Annotated in this window: 21 protein-coding genes; 11 read left to right on the top strand and 10 right to left on the bottom strand. The window is 72.3% G+C overall.

The features are described 5' to 3' along the window. Positions 1-176 precede the first annotated feature (176 nt). Positions 177-593 (top strand): hypothetical protein, encoded by a 417-nt coding sequence (locus tag ACZ6AA_RS29735; protein WP_468481363.1) that lies wholly within the window; start codon positions 177-179, stop codon positions 591-593. Between the two features lie 35 nt (positions 594-628). On the opposite strand, the gene ACZ6AA_RS29740 is transcribed toward ACZ6AA_RS29735, so the two are convergent. Continuing rightward, positions 629-1,354 (bottom strand): Sir2 family NAD-dependent protein deacetylase, encoded by a 726-nt coding sequence (locus ACZ6AA_RS29740; RefSeq protein ID WP_471460943.1) that lies wholly within the window; start codon positions 1,352-1,354, stop codon positions 629-631. A gap of 183 nt (positions 1,355-1,537) precedes the next feature. On the opposite strand from ACZ6AA_RS29740, the gene ACZ6AA_RS29745 reads away from it, so the two are divergent. Together ACZ6AA_RS29745 and ACZ6AA_RS29750 are read left to right on the top strand one after the other, a co-directional pair. Beyond that, complete coding sequence (locus ACZ6AA_RS29745; protein ID WP_468456767.1) at positions 1,538-2,206, top strand: HD domain-containing protein; 669 nt, start codon at positions 1,538-1,540, stop codon at positions 2,204-2,206. Continuing rightward, a complete protein-coding gene (locus tag ACZ6AA_RS29750; protein WP_471460948.1) occupies positions 2,194-3,261 on the top strand; it encodes a GlxA family transcriptional regulator in 1,068 nt (355 codons plus the stop codon). The genes ACZ6AA_RS29745 and ACZ6AA_RS29750 overlap by 13 nt, the downstream gene beginning before the upstream one ends. On the opposite strand, the gene ACZ6AA_RS29755 is transcribed toward ACZ6AA_RS29750, so the two are convergent. Further along, positions 3,258-3,806: a hypothetical protein gene (locus ACZ6AA_RS29755; RefSeq protein ID WP_468456771.1), complete on the bottom strand. Its 549-nt coding sequence runs from the start codon at positions 3,804-3,806 to the stop codon at positions 3,258-3,260. The genes ACZ6AA_RS29750 and ACZ6AA_RS29755 overlap by 4 nt on opposite strands. 270 nt (positions 3,807-4,076) lie before the next feature. Here ACZ6AA_RS29755 and ACZ6AA_RS29760 point away from each other — a divergent pair, with 270 nt between their 5' ends. Beyond that, the gene (locus ACZ6AA_RS29760) at positions 4,077-4,463 is read left to right on the top strand and encodes a hypothetical protein (RefSeq protein ID WP_468456773.1); all 387 of its coding nucleotides are present in this window, start codon (positions 4,077-4,079) and stop codon (positions 4,461-4,463) included. A gap of 88 nt (positions 4,464-4,551) precedes the next feature. Here the strand turns inward: ACZ6AA_RS29760 and ACZ6AA_RS29765 are convergent, their stop codons facing one another. Further along, on the bottom strand, positions 4,552-5,589 hold the full coding sequence (locus ACZ6AA_RS29765; RefSeq protein ID WP_468456775.1) for a LacI family DNA-binding transcriptional regulator: 1,038 nt from the start codon (positions 5,587-5,589) through the stop codon (positions 4,552-4,554). A gap of 243 nt (positions 5,590-5,832) precedes the next feature. On the opposite strand from ACZ6AA_RS29765, the gene ACZ6AA_RS29770 reads away from it, so the two are divergent. Genes ACZ6AA_RS29770 through ACZ6AA_RS29790 form a run of 5 tightly spaced genes read left to right on the top strand, consistent with a single transcriptional unit; the run spans position 5,833 to position 10,364 of the window. Further along, a complete protein-coding gene (locus tag ACZ6AA_RS29770; RefSeq protein WP_468481369.1) occupies positions 5,833-6,867 on the top strand; it encodes an ABC transporter substrate-binding protein in 1,035 nt (344 codons plus the stop codon). Continuing rightward, positions 6,864-7,754, top strand: coding sequence for an ABC transporter permease (locus ACZ6AA_RS29775; protein ID WP_468456779.1), 891 nt, complete (start codon positions 6,864-6,866; stop codon positions 7,752-7,754). The genes ACZ6AA_RS29770 and ACZ6AA_RS29775 overlap by 4 nt, the downstream gene beginning before the upstream one ends. After that, the gene (locus tag ACZ6AA_RS29780; RefSeq protein ID WP_471460961.1) at positions 7,751-8,545 is read left to right on the top strand and encodes an ABC transporter ATP-binding protein; all 795 of its coding nucleotides are present in this window, start codon (positions 7,751-7,753) and stop codon (positions 8,543-8,545) included. The genes ACZ6AA_RS29775 and ACZ6AA_RS29780 overlap by 4 nt, the downstream gene beginning before the upstream one ends. A 23-nt stretch (positions 8,546-8,568) precedes the next feature. Further along, the gene (locus tag ACZ6AA_RS29785) at positions 8,569-9,318 is read left to right on the top strand and encodes an ABC transporter permease (protein ID WP_468456783.1); all 750 of its coding nucleotides are present in this window, start codon (positions 8,569-8,571) and stop codon (positions 9,316-9,318) included. After that, positions 9,315-10,364 carry an amidohydrolase family protein gene (locus ACZ6AA_RS29790; RefSeq protein ID WP_471460967.1) on the top strand — a complete coding sequence of 350 codons (1,050 nt, stop codon included), beginning with the start codon at positions 9,315-9,317 and terminating at the stop codon, positions 10,362-10,364. The genes ACZ6AA_RS29785 and ACZ6AA_RS29790 overlap by 4 nt, the downstream gene beginning before the upstream one ends. Here the strand turns inward: ACZ6AA_RS29790 and ACZ6AA_RS29795 are convergent. The 5 genes from ACZ6AA_RS29795 to ACZ6AA_RS29815 form a co-directional block, all read right to left on the bottom strand. Continuing rightward, complete coding sequence (locus ACZ6AA_RS29795) at positions 10,354-11,238, bottom strand: fructosamine kinase family protein (RefSeq protein WP_471460971.1); 885 nt, start codon at positions 11,236-11,238, stop codon at positions 10,354-10,356. The two genes, ACZ6AA_RS29790 and ACZ6AA_RS29795, sit on opposite strands and share 11 nt — an antisense overlap. A gap of 94 nt (positions 11,239-11,332) precedes the next feature. Further along, positions 11,333-12,505, bottom strand: coding sequence for a 4-hydroxybenzoate 3-monooxygenase (locus ACZ6AA_RS29800; RefSeq protein ID WP_471460974.1), 1,173 nt, complete (start codon positions 12,503-12,505; stop codon positions 11,333-11,335). Between the two features lie 195 nt (positions 12,506-12,700). Next, a complete protein-coding gene (locus ACZ6AA_RS29805) occupies positions 12,701-13,444 on the bottom strand; it encodes a helix-turn-helix transcriptional regulator (RefSeq protein WP_471460978.1) in 744 nt (247 codons plus the stop codon). A gap of 107 nt (positions 13,445-13,551) precedes the next feature. After that, positions 13,552-14,415 carry a class I SAM-dependent methyltransferase gene (locus ACZ6AA_RS29810; protein WP_471460982.1) on the bottom strand — a complete coding sequence of 288 codons (864 nt, stop codon included), beginning with the start codon at positions 14,413-14,415 and terminating at the stop codon, positions 13,552-13,554. Between the two features lie 112 nt (positions 14,416-14,527). Further along, a complete protein-coding gene (locus ACZ6AA_RS29815) occupies positions 14,528-15,127 on the bottom strand; it encodes a helix-turn-helix domain-containing protein (RefSeq protein WP_471460985.1) in 600 nt (199 codons plus the stop codon). 144 nt (positions 15,128-15,271) lie between these two features. On the opposite strand from ACZ6AA_RS29815, the gene ACZ6AA_RS29820 reads away from it, so the two are divergent. Beyond that, on the top strand, positions 15,272-16,867 hold the full coding sequence (locus ACZ6AA_RS29820; protein WP_471460987.1) for an MFS transporter: 1,596 nt from the start codon (positions 15,272-15,274) through the stop codon (positions 16,865-16,867). A gap of 148 nt (positions 16,868-17,015) precedes the next feature. Here the strand turns inward: ACZ6AA_RS29820 and ACZ6AA_RS29825 are convergent, their stop codons facing one another. After that, the gene (locus tag ACZ6AA_RS29825) at positions 17,016-17,816 is read right to left on the bottom strand and encodes an ABC transporter ATP-binding protein (protein WP_471460990.1); all 801 of its coding nucleotides are present in this window, start codon (positions 17,814-17,816) and stop codon (positions 17,016-17,018) included. A gap of 151 nt (positions 17,817-17,967) precedes the next feature. On the opposite strand from ACZ6AA_RS29825, the gene ACZ6AA_RS29830 reads away from it, so the two are divergent. Next, positions 17,968-18,969: an ABC transporter substrate-binding protein gene (locus ACZ6AA_RS29830; RefSeq protein ID WP_468481378.1), complete on the top strand. Its 1,002-nt coding sequence runs from the start codon at positions 17,968-17,970 to the stop codon at positions 18,967-18,969. A 183-nt stretch (positions 18,970-19,152) separates the two neighbouring features. Here the strand turns inward: ACZ6AA_RS29830 and ACZ6AA_RS29835 are convergent, their stop codons facing one another. Next, the gene (locus ACZ6AA_RS29835; RefSeq protein ID WP_471460995.1) at positions 19,153-20,361 is read right to left on the bottom strand and encodes a M20 family metallopeptidase; all 1,209 of its coding nucleotides are present in this window, start codon (positions 20,359-20,361) and stop codon (positions 19,153-19,155) included. Positions 20,362-20,374 lie beyond the last annotated feature (13 nt).

The following is a 20,374-nucleotide window of genomic DNA, read 5'->3' on the forward strand; positions in this document are numbered from 1 at the left end:
CACATCGCGCCGCGCGGAAGGCCGGGAAGGCGTGAACAGGCCATGCGGGAATGCGGTGCCTGATCGCGTCGTGATCAGTGGGTGACAGACCCCCGTCGTTCCACGAGCAAACACAGTCGTGGGGCACTCCGGACATGGGGGAGAATCTCCAGGTTCACCTCTGTACCAGGAGATTCATGCACAAGCGTCTGCCTCTGCTCGCCGCCGGTCTCGCCCTCGCCGCTCTCGGCACCTCGGCATGCGGCTCGTCCGACGACCGCGGGTCGAGCACCTCGGCGACACCGACGGCCGAGGCCCCGTCCCGCTCGGCCACCCCGTCCGGGAGCCCGACGACAGCCCCCGCTGACGTACGCGAGCTGAAGGGCCTCTCGGCGAAGCTCTACCTCAAGACGATCCGGGACCACTACCCGGACCTGGACCGCATCGACGACGACGTGCTCGTCACCCACGGCAACGCGCTCTGCGTCGCCCGCGGACAGGACCTCGTCGACCAGGCCAAGAAGACCAAGCGGGAACTTCGGCTCACCGGGAAGCAGGCGTCGCGGATCCTCGGCACCGCGCACGGCAGCTGCGGCAGGAACACGCTCGGCTGAGGTCCCGGATCCGGCCTTCCGGCCGACGGCGCCGCCTAGTCGGCGATCCGTTCCAGGAGCGCGGGCAGCGCCGTCCCGATCGGCTCGCGTACGACCTCGTCGGCCTGGTCGTCGTACGGCGTCGGCTCGGCGTTGACGATGATCAGGCGGGCGCCGTGCTCGGCGGCGCGGCCCGCGAGGGCGGCGGCGGGCTGCACCTGAAGGGTGGTGCCGACCGCGATGAACACGTCGCAGGCCTCGGCGATGGTCACGGCCTCGCCGAGCACCGCCGGGTCGAGACGTTCGCCGAACATCACCGTCGCGGATTTGAGGATGCCGCCGCACTCCAGGCACGGCGGGTCGCTCTCGCCCGCCTCGACGCGGGCCAGCGCGTCCGCCATCGGCCCGCGCGCTCCGCACCCGGTGCACATCACCGTGCGGGCGGTGCCGTGCAGCTCCAGGACCTTGCGGCCGGGCATCCCGGCGAGCTGGTGCAGGCCGTCCACGTTCTGCGTGATGACGCGCACCGGCACTCCGGAGCGCTCCAGGGCGGTCACCGCGTGGTGCGCCGCGTTGGGCTCCGCCTGAAGGGCCCGGTTGGCGCGCCGCATCTGCCACGAGCGGCGCCTGATCTCCGGGTCGCCCATGTAGTACTCGTACGTCACGAGCTTCTCGGCCTCGGGGTCGCGCCGCCACAGGCCCTGGGGCCCGCGGTAGTCCGGGATGCCGGAGTCCGTGGAGATGCCGGCTCCGCTGAGGAGGGCGACGAGGAGCTTGCTCATGGCGTCGAGCCTAGGCCGGGGGGTTCGGTCCGGGCCATGGGATATCCGTGGCAGGACCGTCCGCCCCGATGTCCTGATCTGTGGGATACCTGGCGGGACCGCCATGGCGCCGCCCTCCTGCCGACGTGATCCTGGAGGTACGGAAGCAGGACACGGCGGGTCGTAGGAGAGGCGGGCGGAGACATGGACGCGGATCTGGACGTGTGGGCGAGCGCGGGTGGGAACGGCGTGGACGTGGTCGTTCCCGACACGAAGGTGGCACGGGAGGCCACCGAGCTGATCCGTGACACCACCAGTGAGTTGATCTACCACCACTCGCGCCGGGTGTACTTCTTCGGCGCCCTGCAGGGCCGCAACCGCGGCCTCGGCTTCGACCCCGAGCTGCTGTACGTCGGCGCGATGTTCCACGACGTGGGGCTCGGCGAGGACGCGCGCCGCAGCGGCCGGCGGTTCGAGGTGGACGGCGCCGAGGAGGCGAAGCGGTTCCTGCGGGGGCACGGGCTGCCGGAGGACAGCATCCGTCGGGTGTGGACGGCCATCGCCCTGCACACCACGCCCGGCATCCCCGCGTTCATGGAACCGGAGGTCGCCCTCGTGACGGCGGGAGTGGAGTACGACGTGCTCGGCATCGGGTACGACGACATCCCCGAGGCCGACCGCGCCGCGATCGTGGCCCTGCACCCCCGCCCGGACTTCAAACGGCGGATCCTCGACGCGTTCACCGAGGGGATCCGTCCCAAGCCGGAGACGACCTTCGGCAACGTCAAGGCGGACGTCCTGGAGGCCCACGTCCCCGGATTCGAGCGCGGCGACTTCGTCCGCACCATCCTGGACTCGCCGTGGCCGGAGTAGCCCACGCCGCGAGGACCGGGAGGACGCGCCGCCACGTCGTCGCCCTCATCGCCTTCGACGGCGTGCAGCTCCTCGACGTGAGCGGCCCGGCCGAGGTCCTCACCACGGCCAACTCCTACGGCGCGCACTACGACCTGCACGTCGTCTCCCCGACCGGACACGACGTGCGTACGTCGTCGGGGGTGCGCGTCGGCGTCGACGGCACCCCGGCCGAACTGCCGCGCCGCGTCGACACCCTGGTCGTCCCCGGCCGCAGGGACTGGCGGCGGGCGGTCGCCGACACCGACCTCGTCCGCCTGACCGCCGCGCTCGCCGCCCGCGCCCCACGGGTCACCTCCGTGTGCGCGGGGGCGTTCGTCCTGGCCGAGGCCGGGCTCCTGGACGGCCGCCGCGCGGCCACGCACTGGGAGCTGGCCCGGGAACTGGCCGCCGCCTACCCGCGGGTGCGGGTCGCGGCCGACCCGCTGTTCGTGCGGGACGGGCCCGTCGTGACCTCCGCCGGGGTGACGGCGGGCATCGACCTGGCCCTCGCCCTCGTCGAGGACGACCACGGCGCGCACCTCGCCCGCGATGTCGCCCGCCAGCTCGTCGTCTTCATGGCCCGGCCCGGAGGCCAGTCGCAGTTCAGCACGCGACTGGCTCCGGAGCCCTCCGAGGGGACGGTCGTGCGCCGCGTCATGGACAGCGTCACCGCCGACCCCACGGAGGACCACAGCCTCGACTCGCTGGCCCGCCAGGCGGGTGTGAGCGCCAGGCACCTGGGCCGCCTCTTCCGCGCCGAGACCGGCGTGACGCCCGGGCAGTACGTCGAAGCGGTCCGCCTCGAGGCCGCCCGGGCCCTGCTGGAGGCCGGGCCCGACACCGTCGAAGAGGTCGCCCGGCGCGCCGGGTTCGGCTCGTCGGAGTCGCTGCGGCGGGTGTTCCAACAGCAGTTGGGGGTCGCGCCGACCGCGTACCGGGCCCGGTTCCGTACGACCGCGGCCGAGGCGGGGCGGGCCGCCCTCACGCAGGAGGAGCACGTGGGGGCGGCGGCTCGGGAGGTGGCAGAGGGTTAGGGGCAGAGCTGGTGCGGTGTCGGCCGGCACTCCGGCGGGTCGACCGGGCCCGTGCCGGGGCGGTGGTTGGACCACCACAGCGGGGTGCCGCCTTGGTACACGACCAGGTTCCCGGAGTTCTGGATCGCCAGGTGGGCGCCCGGGTGGCTGTGGGTGCGGCTGTTCCACACCGGTCGCATGGCCGCGTCGTACACGACCAGGTTCCCGTCGGCCTGCATGTAGAGCGTGTTGCCGATGCCGTAGCTGCCCGGGGCCGTCCAGATCGCGGAGCCGTTGTGGTAGAGCACGACGTGCCCGTCGGTCTGCATGGCGAGCGTGGTCCTGCCGTCCGGTGAGTGCCAGGCCTGGCCGCGCTCCAGCGCGCTGGTCCCGCGGATCACCGTGTCGGTGTCGCTCGCCTTCACCCCGGACGCGATGCCCGCCGTGCTGCCGGTGGCGGGCGCGGCCGGGGCGGCGTGCGCCGAGGTGAGCCCGAGCCCGACCGGGGTCAGCGCGAGGACGGCGGTGGCGGCGAGGGCCGTCAGACCGCTACGGGTTCTGCTCATGAAGTCTCCTTACGGGTGCGGCTGAAGGGACATCGGAAGACTTCCAGGGGAAGGAGAGGGACAGGAGGGAGGAATGAGCCTTTCCGGGCAGACCGGAATCGGCCGGTGTTCCGGTCCAAGGGGTGCGGAACCGGTCGGAGCGCCCCCACGAACACAAGTTCTCCCCGATCGGGGTGCGGCGACGTGATCCGGGGGTATGCGTGGATCATGCTCGTCACGCTTCACGGCGGCGGGCACTTGTCTCGGCGGCCCCACAACAGGAGGCGACCCATGAACGAGCACTACGCTCTCCACCAGCTTCTGCACCTCGTCGACCGCAGCGAGCAGCACGCGATACGTCCCGACGAGGCCGCCGAACTCCGCGCCGCGATACGCGCGCTCTACGCCCGCCCCGCCGCCGATCGCGAGATCGCCCTGCACCGCCGCATGACCAAGGCCGTGGAGGCGGCCGTCGACGACTACCGCGAACTCACCTCTCAGTGGACCGAGGCGGACGGCACCACCCAGGAGATCGCCCGCAGGGCCACGGCGGCCGCGTTCGGCGCGGTAAGAGCCGTGGTGCCGATCGACGAAGAGCCCCGCAAGGCCGTCGCCGGGGGGCTGGGGGTCGCTGTGCCGGACGGTGTGGGCAAGAGGGGGCAGCGGGTGCCCGCCTAGAGGTCCTGTCGGCAGGGGAGAGCGCGGCGTCCGGCCCGTGCCCGCCGCGCCGCGGCACGGCGCTGTGCGCGCGCCGGTGCGGCCCGGGTCAGGCGTCGGCCCGTCGGGTGGTGGTTTCCCGGGCGACGAGGCGATGGCTGAGCACGGTCGTCGCCGGGATGTCCGGGGCGCCGGTGCCCGCAGACTGTGCCGCACCGGCGCGCCCGGCGGTGTCGATGATGTGCCGGGCGGCCAGGGAGCCCATCTCGTACAGCGGCAGGCTCACCGTGGTCAGGCCGACGAACTCCGCGACCCGCAGGTCGTCCATGCCCGCCACGGAGATTTCCCGTGGCACGTCGATGCCTGCCTGGCGCAGGGCGCTCAGCGCGCCGACGGCGACCTCGTCGTTGGCCGCGAGGATGGCGTCGGGGAGAAGGCCGCGGGCGATGATCCGCAGGGTGGCGGCGTGCCCGGCCTGGTGGTTGAAGCCGCCGGGGTGGCACTGAGCGCTCCTGGTGAGGCCCGCCTCGGCCATGCGGGACAGAAAGCCCTCGCGGCGGTGCCCGCTGACCGTCATGCCGGGTGGCCCCTCGATGAACGCGATGTGCCGGTGCCCGAGTGAGATCAGGTGGTCGGTGATGTCGTGAGCCACCGCGCGGTTGTCGACGACGACGGACGGACAGCCCAGGTCGCGCACGGCCAGGGAGACCGCCTGCAAGCCTTCCTCCTGGGCGCGGCGCACGGCCTTGACCAGGGCCGGCGCCTGCGGGTCGTCGACGTGGCCGCTGCCGGCGAAGACGACGCCCGCGGCGCGGTAGTCCCGCATGGCCCGCAGACGGCTGATCTCCGTGGTGGTGCGCCGGTCGACGTTGGACAGCATCGTCACGTACCCGGCGCGGGTCGCCATGTCGTCCACGCCGCGGGCGATGACGGAGAAATACGGATTGTCGATGTCGCTCACCAGGACGCCCACGAGGCGGCTGTGCGGCGAGACCATGGCGCGGGCGAGGGCGCTGGGCGAGTACTCCAGGCGCTCTGCGGCCTCCATGACCTTGGCGCGGGTCTTGGCCGAGATGGGATGGTCGGCCCCGCTGAGCACGCGCGACGCCGTGGAGACGGCCACGCCCGCCGCTCGGGCGACTTCCACCAGTGAGCTCACACACCACCGTCCAGGGGTTCGCGGAGGGTGTTCGGGAAACGTTTGCCCTCCAGGGTCCCAACATGCCACAGGAAGTGAATCGTTGGCAACGTGAGGGCTCAACTCCTGCTGAGTGTTTGCGTGTTGCCTCTTGACGGATCGCAGGGCTGGTTGTCTAGCATCCCGGGGCAAGGCATACGTTTGCCTAGCTGATGACCTCGGGGAACCGAGGCGGCACAAAGGGGGATGGCCATGCATGCCTGGACTCCGACCGCGGCCTGGGCCGCCTGGACGCGCACGAAGCGATTCACCGCCACCGCGGTCTTATGCGTCGCGACCATGGCGGCGACCGCCTGCGGCAGCGGCGCGGGCACCGAGACCCGTGCGGACGGGACGCTGTCGTTCACCGTGGCGGTCGTCGAGCCGGACATCACGACCGTGCCGTTCCTGGCGGCCGTGGACGCCGTCCGGCGTCAGGGGCACGACATCGACGTCGTGGAGCTCGCCGCACCCGAACTGGCCATCGAGGGGCTCGCGCTGGGCGACTACGCGATCTCGGCCGAGGCGACGGGGCCGGCGCTGAGCGCCATCGAGCAGAACGCCCCTATCAAGATCATCGCCGATGTCGTCGGCAACCAGTGGGCGCTCTACGGCCGCCCCGGCGTCACGTCCTGCGACGATCTCGACAAGCGCCCCTTCGGGATCTTCAGCGCGGGAGCGGTCGCCACCGCCATGGCCAAGGACTGGGTGCGCACGCACTGCGGCGCGGACCGGCGCCCGCGCTATCTGACGCTAGGCGGCTCGGACGTCCGCGCACAGGCCCTCGCCTCGGGGGAGATCGACGCGACGCCGCTGGAGGTCGCCGACGCCGTCGCTCTGGGATCCTCCGCGCAGCCGGGCGCGGGCGGCCTCACCAAGCTCGCCGACTTCGCCCGGACCCTGCCGGACCTGCACCCGCAGACCGTCTACGCCAACGCGGACTTCCTCGCCGACCACCGAAAGGTGTCCCAGGCGTTCGTCACGGCACTGGTGCGCGAGCACGCCCGGATCAACGCCCGGCCCGGATACCTGGAACGTCTGGTGCGCCGCTACCTTCCCCAGGAGGACGAGGCCGACGTGGGCCCCGTCGCCGAACGCTACCGCGCGGCGCGGCTCTTCGACGCGGCCGCCCTCACCCCGCAGAACGTGCAGGGAACCATCGACTTCTTCGCCCGCGCCGGTGTGATCGGGCAGGGCGTGTCCGCACGCGACGCGGCCGACCTCAGCTTCCTCAGGGCCGCGTCGTGACAGCCGCGACCACGCCCCCGAAGGCGGCCCCCCGCACGCGGCGCGGACGCGTCAGCCCACAGGCGGGCCCCCGCACCGCGCGGCGGCCGGGACCGCTGCGGCGGTCCCTCGACCGGAAACTGCCCTACCAACTCCTGACGTTCGCGCTCTTCGCCACGGCCTGGGAGCTCTACGCCCACGCCCGGGGCGGCCTGCTGCTCCCCGGCTTCACCGAGACGCTCGGGGCCACCGTCGACCTGCTCGGCGACGCGGAGCTGTGGCGCGCCCTGTACGTGAGCAACCAGGCCCTGGTGCTCGGCTTCGGCGCCGCCGTCGTCCTCGGGGTCCCGGCCGGCACCGCGCTCGGCCGGTTCCGGCTCCTCGAGCGGTACGCGGACGTCTACCTGAACATCCTGCTCGTGACCCCGGTGGCCGCGGTCATTCCGCTCCTGGTGATGTCGTTCGGCGTCGGCCTCGCCTCCCGGGTCGCGCTCGTCGCGGCCTTCTCGGTCGTCATGGTGATCGTGAACAGCCGCGCGGGCGTACGGCAGGTGGACCCGGCGCTGATCGAGATGGCCCGCTCGTTCGGCGCCGGCGAGCGCTGGATCTGGCGGTGGGTGCTGCTGCCCGGCGCCCTGCCCGCGATCATGACCGGTCTGCGCCTCGGTCTCGGCCGCGCCGTCACCGGCATGGTCCTGGTCGAACTGCTCATGGTCTCCGACGGATTGGGCGGGCTGATCCTCACCTACCGCGGCCTGCTCAAGGCTCCGCCGCTCTACGGCACCATCGCGATCATCCTCGCCGAGGCGCTGCTCCTGGTGACCGCCGCGCACTGGGCCGAACGCAGGCTGACCCGCTGGGCCCGCACCCCGAAGTCCCCTCCGTACCCGGCAAGGAGCACCCGATGATCACCATCGACGGACTGAGCAAGAGTTTCACCGCGCGGGACGGCACCTGTGTGCGAGCACTGAGCGACGTGGGCCTCGACGTGGCCGAGAACGAGTTCCTGACCGTCCTCGGCCCCAGCGGCTGCGGCAAGACCACCCTGCTCCGGGCCATCGCCGGGCTCGTGCCCTGGGACGAGGGCGACATCCTCGTCGACGGCGTGCCGGTGCGCGGGCCCGGACCCGACCGGAGCGTGGTCTTCCAGAACTTCGCGCTGCTGCCGTGGGCGACCGTCCTGGACAACGTCGCCTTCGGCCTGCGCGTGCGCGGCGTCGGCCGGGCCGAGCGCGCCGAACGCGCCCGCGCGCTGCTCGCCATGGTGGGACTCGCGGACTGCGCGGCCAAGCTGCCCGGCGAGCTGTCCGGCGGCATGCAGCAGCGCGTCGGGATCGCCCGCGCCCTGGCCGTACGCCCCCGTGTGCTCCTCATGGACGAGCCCTTCGGGGCGGTGGACGAGCAGACGCGGCGGCTCCTTCAGGAGGAACTGCTGTCCCTGTGGGAGGAGCAGCGGCTGACCGTCGTGTTCATCACCCACAGCATGGAGGAGGCCGTCCTCCTCGGTGACCGCGTCGCGTTGATGAGCGCCCGCCCGGGACGGATCGCCGAGATCGTGCCGGTGAAGCTGCCCCGGCCGCGTGCGCGCGACGTCGGAGGCGTGGCGCGCTCCAGCGAGTACGGCGAGCTCACGGGCTACCTGTGGGAGCGGCTGCGCGCGATGCACGCCGAGCACCGGCCGGAGAGGGCGGCCTCATGAACGCCCGGTCCTCCTTACGACGCGTGCCCGCGGCGCCCGTCAGCCTCGCGGTCGGCGCCGCGGTCTGGGAGGTGGTCGGGCGGACGGCGGAGGCGTCGTCGCTGCCGCCCCTGAGCCGGGTGCTCGACCGGCTCGTCGCCCTGTGCCGTGAGGGCCTGATCTTCAGCAGCCTGGCCGACAGCCTGCTCAGCCTCGCCATCGGCCTGGCCGTCTCCCTCACCACCGGGCTCGTCGTCGGCACCGCCATGGGCTGCTCACGCCGTGTCGAGGCAGCACTCGGCGGCTACGTCCACGCACTGCTGAGCGCCCCCTCCCTCGTCTTCGCGCCGGTGTTCTTCTCGCTGCTCGGGGCGGGACGTGCCTCGATCGTGGCGGTGGTGGTGATGTACGCCGTCTTCATCGTCATCGTCACCACGGAAGAGGCCGTGCGGTCCGTGCCCGCGCATCTGGTGGAGATGGCACGGTCGTACGGCGCGAGCGAACCCCAGGTGCTGCTGCGCGTCGCGCTGCCCGCCGCCGCGCCCATGATCATGGCCGGGGTGCGGCTCGGCGTCGGCCGCGCCGTCACCGGCATGATCAACGGCGAGATGTTCATCGCCGTGGTCGGCCTGGGCCACCTCGTCACCGAGGCGGGCGGCCGCTTCGACAGCGCGAGCGTCCTCGCCGTGCTCCTGGTCGTCGTCGCCGTCGCCCTGGGAGCCCTCGCCCTGGTCCAGGCCGTCGACCGCAAGATCACCCACTGGGTTCCCCGGACCGCGAGGAGCGAGCGATGAAACTCGACGCCTACAGCCACATCCTGCCCCGGCGCTACTTCGCGCGCATGCGCGAGCTCGCCGTCGACACCGCCGCCCTCAAACGCTGGCTGGAGCTGGACGCGCTGCACGACATCGACGCACGCCTGCGGATGATGGACGAGTTCGGCGACGGCTACCAGCAGGTCCTCACGCTGTCCTCACCGCCGATCGAACGGCTCGCCGCCCCGCACGAGTCCCCGGCGCTGGCACGCCTCGCCAACGAGTCGCTGCACGAGCTGTGCGAACGGCACCCCGACCGCTTCCCGGCCTTCGTGGCCTCCCTGCCGCTCAACAACCCGGACGCGGCACTCGCCGAACTCGCCCACGCCCTCGACGACCTCGGCGCCCGGGGCGTGCAGCTCTTCACCAATGTCGACGGCAAGCCACTGGACGCCCCCGAGTTCCGGGGCGTCTTCGCCGAGATGGCCCGGCGGGACCTGCCCATCTGGCTGCACCCCGCCCGGGGAGCCGCCTTCGCCGACTATGCCACCGAGGACACCTCCCGGTACGAGATCTGGTGGGCGCTCGGCTGGCCGTACGAGACGAGTGCCGCCATGGCCCGGCTCGTCTTCTCCGGCCTGCTCGAACAACACCCGACCATCAAGATCATCACCCATCATCTGGGCGCCATGATCCCCTACCTCGAAGGGCGGATCGGACTCGGCTGGAGCGATCAGCTCGGCAGCCGCACCGCGGGTGGGAACCTCGCGCGGCTGCGCGAGACGGTGCTGCCGCACAGGCCGCTGGAGTACTTCCGCCGCTTCTACGCCGACACGGCCCTGTCGGGCTCCGCCAGCGGTATCCGGTGCGGCCTCGATTTCTTCGGCGCCGACCACGTCCTGTTCGGCACGGACTGCCCCTTCGACCCCGAAGGCGGGCCCGGGTTCATCCGCGAGACGATCCGCGCCCTGGACACGCTCGACCTCACGGACACCGACCGCGCACGGATCTACCACGGCAACATCCTCCGCCTGATGCGGCTGCCCGATCCGGTGACCATGCCACCCGGGCGGGTCAGTTCATGAGCGCGGCCCGTGCCGCCGCGACGGCCTGCTCGGCGTAGCCGCGGCCGAACAGCACGGCGTGCACCAGCAGCGGGAACAGCTGGTGCACGCCGACGCGTGCGCGCCAGCCATCGACGAGTGGGGCCTCCTGCTGATAGCCGTCCAGTACGTCGTCGAGGTGCGGGCAGCCGAACAGGGCGAGCATGGCCAGGTCGGTCTCCCGGTGGCCGCCGTGCGCGGCCGGGTCGATCAGCCAGGCCTGCCCGTCGGCGCCCCACAGGACGTTGCCGTTCCACAGGTCGCCGTGCAGTCGGGCGGGCGGCTCGGCGGGCCCGGCGAGTGCGGGCAGCCGTGCGCAGACCCGCTCGACCACGTCCGCCTCGGCGGGGCGCACGGTCCCGTCGTCGACGGCGCGCCGCAGGTAGGGGAGCACCCGGTGCTCGACGTACCAGCGCGGCCAGTCGTCGCCGGGGACGTTCCGCATGGGGGCGAGTCCGATGTACGCGTCCTCGATGCCGTCGGGCGGCGGCGCGCCGAACGCGGGGGCGCCGCAGGCGTGCAGGGCCGCCAGGCCGCGGCCGAACCGGACGGCTGCCCGGGCGGTCGGCGCGCCCTGCGGGACGCGGTCGGTCACCAGCCAGTGCCGGTCGTGCCCGCGCACGGCCGGGACCCGCACCGTGCCCGAGGCGGCCAGCCAGCGCAGCCCGGCCGCCTCGGCCCGCACCGCGCCCGGCGCGTCGGCGCGCTTGACGACGACCGACTGCCCGCCGTCGAGGGCGACTTCGGTGAGCGCGCCGGACAGCGGGTGCTGTCCGGTCGCCGCGTGTCCGGTGAGGCGGGCGGCCGCGGCCGCCGGGCTCTCGGCCGGGTGGTCGGGCTCTGCTCGGGGTGTCACCTCGTCGGATCCCTTCTGGTGCGGGCGAGTCGGGGCACAGTGGGCCGGGGCGGCGGCCGGGCCGTGGTTTCCGTCGGCGTCCGGCCACGGCGACCTACGCGGCCGGGTGAGGCGCCGTCAGTGGCTTCAGCATGGTCTCCAATTCCTTGCGGGCGATCTGCTTGCGGAACTCTCCTTCGTAGGTGGGGTCGCCGGAGTCATGCATGGTCCGGGTTATCCGGACCGCGGACACCTGGCGCTCCCATGTGTGGTGGAGACAGGTGTCGGAGTAGCTGTCGAGCAGGCTCGGGTCATTCTTCTGCACGTGCTGGACGACCGCGCGGGCGAGCACGTCGGCGTCGTGGAGGGCGAGGCTCATGCCTTCCGCGCTCATCGGGGAGATGAGGTGGGCGGCGTCCCCGAGAAGGTGGAGCCGACCGTGGCTCATGGGGCTGAAGACCACTCCGCGCAGCGGCACGACCTGCTTGCTCATGATCGGGCCCCTGCGTTCCACGGGCCTGCCGAAGCGCTTCTCCAGTTCGCTCCAGACACGCTCGTCGGGCCACTGCTCGACGGTGTCGGACAGCGGGCACTGGAGGTAGAGACGGCTCGCGTTCGGCCCCCGCGTGATCTGCGCGGCGAAACCGCACGCGTGCACGGCCAACAGGGACTGGGGATCCGCCGGCACTTCCGCCATCACCGTCAGCCAGGCGTAGCCGAACTCATGGCTGGAGCAGGTGAGGACGTCCTCGGGGACGGCTGTTCGGCTGACGCCACGGTAACCGTCGGCACCGGCGACGAAGTCGCACGTGACCGTCCGCGTCGAGCCGTCCGGCTCCCGGTAGCGAACCAGCGGCTGCTCGGTGTCGATGTCCCACAGCGACACGTCCTCCGCCCCGAAGCGCAGGTCGCCGCCGTCGCGCAGAAAGATACTGATCAGGTTGCGGACGAGAACCTGCTGCGGACAGAACACCCCGTCGCTGTCGCCCTCGTCGTCATCGCCCCTCTTCCACCACCGCTGTGCTCCGTCCACCAGCAGGGGCACACCCGAGTCGGAGCTGATGCGGCCGTGGCCCACCACGGCCTCGCCCACCCCCCACTCGTTCAGCACACCCACACCGCCGGCATCGAGGGCCCCGGCGCGCTGTCGCTGCTCCACGTAGGTACGACTGTGCCTTTCGAGGACGACGCACCCGATCCCCTTCCGCAGGAGGAAGGTGCCCAGGGCGAGGCCGGCGACCCCGCCCCCTACGATCACCACGGTTGTGTCCTTGACGGTTCCGGTCATGGTTCCTCGAACTCCTCGCAGAAAAGGGGACCGCACGCACCAGTGCGTGGGCGGCCGTGCCGCCCCCTGGTGGAGCGGCGCACTGCCACCACTGTGGAACCCGACGCCCGCGCCACCAACCGGCAAATGGACACGCGATGCTGAAAACCCGCCAAGAGTGTGGCTGGACGTGCGGCACCTTCTCGAGGGCGACCGCTAGGGCACCGTAGGGCTGCTGCGCAGGTCCGTCCGGTAGCTGCCCGGGGTCTGGCCCACGACCTCGTTGAAGGCGTCGATGAAGCTGGACGGGTTCGACCAACCGCACGCCATCGCCGTATCGGTGACGGACGTGCCCTCGGCCAGGTGGGCCAGCGCGTGGTGGATGCGCAAGATGGTGCGCCAGCGGTGGAAGCTCATGCCGAGCTCGCTGTGGAACAGCCGGCTCAGGGTCCGCTCGCTGGCCCCCGCGACGCGTCCGAGTTCGGCCAGGGTCGCGGGCCGGGCGGGGTCGGCGTGCAGGAGGCCGGTGACCGCACGGAGCCGGTCATCGGCCCCTTCGGGCAGGTGCAGGGACTGCTCCGGGGTGTCGGACAGCTCGTCGATGACCACGGCGAGGAGCCGCCGGTGGGCGCCGGAACGCTTCTCGGGCCGGTCGCCGGTCAGGGTCAGAACGGCCTCGCGCAGCAGCGGGCTGACGGCGAACACGCTGGGGTGGTCGAGGAGTTCGCCGCACAGCTCGACCGGAACGGTCAGCAGCCGCGCGTCGGTGCGGCCGTAGAAGCGATGGGAGTGGGCGAAGCCGGGCGGTGTCCACGTCACACGGTTGGCGGGGGCCACCCAGGTGCCGCGCTCCGTCGTGGTGGCGACCGTCCCGGCTGCCGCGTAGACGAGTTGGCCCGCCGTGTGCGTGTGGGGGGCCACCGAGTAGCCGTGCGGCAGCCACCCGGCTCCGCTGGGCATCTTCTGCGGAGTGGATGACCCCGGCGGGGGTTGGCGGCTTCTCGGCATCAGGCGTGAGCCTAGCGGTGGTTGCGCGAGAGAATGCGGAGTCACGACGCGGCCGGGATTCAGGCGCGGCGGGCGGCCCAGACGGTGCGCTCGGTGCGTACGGAGAGGTCGTCGCGACGCAGGATGCTGTACGGGCTCTCGGTGTCGAGCAGTTCGTCGAGCGCGGCGAGGTCCTCGGGGCTGAGCGCCGGTGCCGCGGCGCCGCGGACGCGCTGGAGACTGCCGTGGGCGTAGCGGCCGACGGCTTCGCTGCGGTCGCCTTGGATGTCGACGGTGATGGTCCGCTCGTCCTCGACGGTGAACCCGGCGGCGGAGAGCATCGGTCCCCAGTCGGCGCCGCGGTGCGGGACGTGCTCGGCGTGGAAGCCGTCGGTCGCCCTGTGGCAGCGCTCTTCGAGACCGGGCCGGTTCTCGGGGGCGTCGGCGGGCAGGAAGCGGGGGAAGCCGTCCAGCTCGACGACGGCGAACAGGCCCCCCGGGGCGAGCAGGTCGTGGACGCGGGCCAGGGCCCGGTCGGGGTGGGCCATGTGGTGCATCGAGGCCGAGGCCCACACCAGGTCCGGCGTCCCGAGATCGGGCCAGGAGGCGGCGTCGAGGTCGGCCTGCACGGTGCGCACGCGCTCCCGCACTCCACGGGCGCGGGCCTTCTCGCGCAGGAGCTGAAGATGCCCGGCCGAGGTGTCGACGGCGGTGATGTGCGCCTCGGGGAAACGCTCCAGGAGCGCGAAGGTGCCCGCCCCCGTGCCGCAGCCCAGATCCACGATCCGGCGCGGCTCGGCCTTCAGCGGCAGCCAGGCGGTGATGAACGCGATGTGGTCGGCGAGCACCTCGGCGTCCAGGTCGAGGATCTCCGCCTGGCCGGGGTCGTGTGCCTGGTGGTGGCCGCCTTCGCCGTGCGGGGTGTGCTGGTGGATTCGGGTCATGGCGACACCGTAGGACGCTCATGCGTCTGCGGCACAGATCCTTGCTGCCTGCGCAAGGAAGTCGCCGCTCCTGCTGCCCGTCACGCAAGATCCCGCGGGCGCCGCGGGGCCGTCACGTGCCGGAGGCCGGAGTGCCGCCATCGGCCTCGGCGGTGTCGCGTTGGTGGCCGCGGCGGGCGTCGCGGTCGAAGATGCCCATGATCTCGCACGGCCCGCCCTCGGCGCCGATCGCGTGGGGCATCATCGTGGGGAACTCGGCGGCCTGGTTGGTCTCGACGCGGAACCGGCGATGGCCGAGCATGAGGACGGCGGTGCCGGACAGGACCACGAGCCATTCGCGGCCGGGATGGGCGCGCATGCGGGCAGGGTTGTCGGGCGGCGGTTCGGTCATCCGCTGACGCATCACGCTCATGCCGGGGTCGCCCTTGACGGGCCAGTGCATCAGTCCGTGGGCGGCGTCGATCATCGGGCTGACGACGACGTCGTCGGCGGCGTTCTCCACCAGCTGGTCCAGGGTGGTGTCCAGGGCGCGGGCGAGGGTGACGAGCTGGTCCAGGGCGAGGCGGCGCCGGCCGTTCTCGATGCGGCTGAGCGAGGACTGGCTGAGGTTGGCGCGGGTGGCCAGATCCTCCAGGGACCAGCCCTGGGCGACCCGCAGGGCGCGGATCCGTTTGCGCACGAGGCTGTCCAGCTGCCCATCTTCTTGCGTCATGGGCAACAGCGTATGCCTTCTCCGCAATGCGGGCCTAGCGTCGACGGCAGGTGGCCCGGATCGGTGGGCCACGCACGTTCCCCCCTTCAGTGCGGCGACCGGCCCTGCTCCGGCGCTGGTCCCGCATGCCCTCGGAAGGACGACATGAGTACGAACCAGCCTCCCCAGGCGGCGGCATCGGCGAGCGGCGGAGGCACACCCGACGCGCGTCGGCTGCGCTCCATCCTGATCGCCGTCTCCGTCGCGCTGATGGCCGTCATCGCGTCGGTGTCCGGGCTGAACGTCGCCCAGACCCAGATGGCCGTGGAGTTCGGCGCGTCGCAGAACACCGTCCTGTGGATCATCAACATCTACACCCTGGCCCTGGCCGCGCTGCTGCTGCCGCTCGGCGCCGTCGGTGACCGGCTGGGCCGTAAGCCCATGCTGATCGCCGGACTGACCGTCTTCGGCGCCGCCGGCGTCGTGGCGGGGCTCGCTCCGTCGGCCGGCGTGATGATCGCCGCGCGTGTGGCCGCGGGCGTGAGTGCCGCGATGATCATGCCGATCACGCTGGCCGTCATCACGAGTACGTTCCCCGAGGAGCGGCGGGGCAAGGCGATCGGCGTGTGGACCGGTGTCGCCGGGGGCGGCGGCGTCCTGGGCATGTTCCTGTCCGCGCTCCTGGTCGATGTCGCCGACTGGCGCTGGCTGTTCGTCCTGCCCGTGGCCCTGGTCGTCGTCGCTCTGGCGATGACACTGAAGTCGGTGCCCAACTCCCGTCGGCGCTCCGCTCATTCCTTCGACACCACGGGCGCCTTCCTGTCCGCCGTCGCCGTGATCGGTCTGATCTTTGCCCTGCAGGAAGGCCCCGAGCGTGGCTGGACCGCGCCCGTGACTCTGATGAGCCTGGTCGTCGGTGTCATGGCCGCTGTCGGATTCGTGGCCTGGGAGCTGCGCCGCCGCGACGCGGCCCTCCTGGACGTGCGCCTGTTCCGTGAGCGCGGCCTGGCCGGCGGCTCGATCACGCTCCTGGTGGTCTTCGGGGTCCAGGCGGGTGTCGCCGTGGTTCTCTTCCCGTTCTTCCAGGCCGTCCTGGGCTGGTCCGGGCTGCTGTCCACGGTGGCGATGATGCCCATGGCCGTCATGATGATGGTGGCGTCCGGCCTGGCCCCCGGGATGGCCGGACGCGTCGGCGCCCGCGTCACCATGGCCGTGGGCGTCGCCCTGGGCATGCTCGGCCTGGCCTTGATGGCCGTGTTCGTCTCCGTCGACGGCGGATACCTGTCCATCCTGGCCGGCATGCTGGCCATGGGCATCGGCATGGGCCTCTCGATGACGCCCTCGACCGAGGCCATCACCAGCTCCCTGCCCCGCGCCGAGCAGGGAGTCGCCTCCGCGCTCAACGACGTCACCCGCGAGCTCGGCACCGCCCTCGGCGTGGCCATGCTCGGCGCCCTGCTGTCGGCGGGCTACCGCGGCGCCATCGACGACAAGCTCGACGGCATCCCCCGGGAAGCCGCGGACACCGCACGCGAAGGCATCGCCAACGCCGTCGAGGTGGCCCCTCGCAGCGGTACGCACGCCCAGGACCTCGTCCACGCCGCGCAGCAGTCCTTCGTCGACGGGTGGCAGCAGGCCATGTGGGCGGGCGTCGCCGTCATGGGTGCACTGCTCGTCCACATCGCTCTGCGCGGCCCGAAGGGCCCGGCCCCCGCGGCCTCGGACGAGCCGGAGACCGCGGCGGCCGACGCCGTCCGCTGACGGGGCGCCACCTGGCCGCCCGGGCAAGCCGGTTGCGGCAGGCGGCCGTGCTCGGCGTTGCCGCCGACCGCAGCCGGTCACTCACCCCATCGGAACCACCGGGGCTTGCGGAACCATCAGGGCTCGCGGAACTGTCGCAACTGCCCGTCTAGCGGCTGTCCCCGGCCGTCGCCGCCACCCGCGCGGTCGGTACGACGACCGGAGCGCCGTCGGACGGCGCGAACAGGATCTCCGTATCGATGCCGTACAACTCCCTGACCAGGTCCGCGTCGATGGTCTCGCGCGGCGGGCCGGACGCCAGGACGCGGCCGTCGCGCATCGCGACGACGGTGTCGGCGTAGCGGGCCGCGGCGGCGAGGTCGTGCACGACCATCACGACGGTGCGGCCGCCCGCGGCGATGTCGCGCACCAGGTCGAGGACCTCCACGGCGTGGCCGATGTCGAGGGCGCTGGTCGGCTCGTCGAGCAGGACCACCGGGGTCTCCTGGGCCAGGACCATGGCGAGCCAGCAGCGTTGGCGCTGGCCGCCGGAGAGTTCGTCGAGGCGGCGCTCGGCCAGCGGGGTCGTGCCGGTGGCGTCCAGAGCCTTGGTCACGGCTTGTTCGTCCTCGCGGGACCACTGGCGGAACAGGCCCTGGTGCGGGTGGCGGCCGTAGCGTACGAGACCCGCGACCGTGACGGCCTCGGGTGCCTGCGGGGCCTGGGGGAGCAGGGCGATGCGGTGCGCCGCGTCGCGCTGACGCAGCCGCCACACGTCCGCGTCGCCCGCGAGGACCCGGCCCGAATCCGGCGTGTGCAGCCGGGCCATCGTCCGCAACAAGGTCGACTTGCCGCACCCGTTGGGGCCGACGACGGCCACCACCTGGCCGGAGCCGATCGTGAGGTCGACCTCGTCGACCACGGTGCGACCGGCGTATCCGGCGGTGACTCGCTCGACGCGCAGTTCCACTGTGTGCCTCGCCCTTCCCGGGGGATGAGGCAACCCCTTGCCTCGAAACTGTAAGGTAAGGCTAACCTTAGTCTCTGCGCCGTGGGGTGGCGCGGCCGGATGGTCGCGTGTGCCTCGGCCCAGTCATGTCCCATTGAACACGGAGCCCTTGATGAACCTGCCCCGCAGATCCCTTCCCCTCGTGCCGCGCCGCGCGGCGCAGGCAGTCGCAGTCCTCGGGGCGGCCGCGCTGCTGCTGACCGGATGCGGTTCCGACTCCGGCTCGGACAAGAAGGACTCCAAGGGCGCCTCGGCGGGCGAGGCCTCCGGCACGCGCACGGTGAAGGACGCCACCGGCCGCACCGTCAAGGTCCCCGCGCACCCCAAGCGCGTCGTCACCCTGACCCAGGAGGACCTGGACGCGGTGCTCGCCCTCGGCGTCAAGCCGGTCGGCATCACCAACGGCCAGGGCCTCGACAAGCCCCCGGCGTACCTGGCCGACAAGGTCAAGGACATCGACGTCGTCGGCAATCTGCTCCAGCCCGTGATGGACAAGGTCGTCGCCGCCAAGCCCGACCTCATCCTCGCCGGTGACATGCAGGACGAGCAGGTCCTCAAGCAGCTCCGCGAGATCACCCCCGCCACCCTGGTCACGATGGCGCCCGCCGACGAGTGGAAGCTCTCCTTCCGTGGCATCGGCAACGCCGTGAACAAGCTGGACAAGGCCAACAAGGTCATCGCCGACCACGAGTCCGCCGCGAAGGCCGCGGGCGCGAAGCTCGGCGCCGACAAGGGCGCCGAGGTGTCCATCGTCCGCTGGAACCCGGACGGCCCCAGCTGGATGGAGAAGAAGCAGTTCGCCAGCGGCGTCGCCCTGGAGATGGGGCTGAAGCGGCCCAAGGCGCAGAACAAGGACGGCAACGCGCACACCCCGTCGCTCAGCCTGGAGAAGATCGACCAGATCGACGGCGACTGGCTGTTCCTCTCGACCCTGACGTCCGACGGCGAGAAGGCCCTGAAGGACGTCCAGTCCAAGCCCGCGTACAAGGAGCTCGGCGCCGTCAAGAAGAAGCACGTCGTGACCGTGAACGGGTCGGTCTGGTCCACCCGTGGCGGGCCGCTGGCCAGCGATGTCGTGCTCAAGGACATCACGAAGGCGCTGTCCAAGTCCTGAGGTCCCGAGGGCGACTCGGGGGACTTGAAGGCCTTGGCTTGAAGGCCTTGAGGAGCCCGAGGGGTCTGTGAGTCCTGACGTGCTGTCGGCGGCCGGTAGCTGATCGGTCCCGATGAGCCGTCATGTGGCCGTGGCCGCTTCCCGATGGAGCCCGGGGAGCGGCCACGTCGGGCCACAGGGACGTCAGCCGCCGGGCGTCTCCCCGGCGGCGCGGGCGAAGTCCACCGCCGTCCACGCCATCGCCGTCGCCCCGTCGAGGAGCGCGTGTTCCCCCGCCGGGGACAGCGCCGCCTGCGCGAACTCCGGCTCGTGCGGGCCGCAGGTGCCGCCGCTGATGTCGAGCACCGGATGGATGGACGGCACCGCGTGCGACACATTGCCCATGTCGGTGCAGGCGAAGGGCGGGCGCTGCACCGGCTCCGGCCGCCCGAGCGCCCGCGCGTTGCGCGTCCAGAGGTCGATCAGCGCGGGGTCGCCGCGGAAGTCCAGATAGTCCGGCTCGGGCCGCTCCAGTGTGACGTCGCAGCCGGTCGCCAGGGCACCGGCGCGGAAACAGTCCTCCACGCGGGCGCGCAGCTCGGCGAGGTCCTCGGCGGCCAGCGCCCGCAGTTCGTACGAGGCCGTCGCGCGGGCCGGGACCGCGTTGGGGCTCGTGCCCGCCTCCGTGGTGATGCCGTGCACCCGCCACTGCGGCGGCAGGTGCTGGCGCAGCAGACCGAGCGCGACCTGCGCGACGGTCAGGGCGTCGGCGGCGTTGCGGCCCTCGTGCGGGTTGAGGCTGGGGTGCGCGGCGCGACCGGTGTACGTGACCGACAGCGTGCCGAGCGCGAACGACCGGAAGTCGGACATCTCGAACGGGCACGGGTGCACCATCATCGCGGCGTCCACCCCGTCGAACGCCCCGGCGTCGAGCATCAGGGCCTTGCCCGCGCCGCGCTCCTCGGCCGGTGTCCCGAGCACCCTTATCCGCAGGCCGAGTTCGTCGGTGAACGGGGCGAGCGCGAGGGCCGCGCCGACCCCCGCGGCGGCGATCAGGTTGTGGCCGCAGGCGTGCCCGAGGTCCGGCAGGGCGTCGTACTCGCAGACGATCGCCACCGTCCGCGGCCCCGGTCCGAGCGTCGCGGAGAACGCGGTGTCCAGGCCGTACGCGGGGGAGTCGACCGCGAATCCGGCTGCCGTCAGGGCCTCGGCGCACCAGGCGGCGGCGCGGTGCTCGGCGAAGGCCGTCTCCGGGTGGCCGTGGATGCGGCGGCTCAGGGCGACGAGGTCGTCGCGGTGTGCGTCGACGCGCTGCCGCACGGCGGACTTGAGGTCGTCGGGGGCGGTGGTGGCGCCTTGTGTCGCTGCGGCTTCTCGTGTCGCTGCGGCTTCGTCGGGGGTGGGGTGCGGCATCGGTCCTCTTCGT

The sequence above is a fragment of the Streptomyces sp. NPDC040610 genome (genome assembly GCF_055594065.1).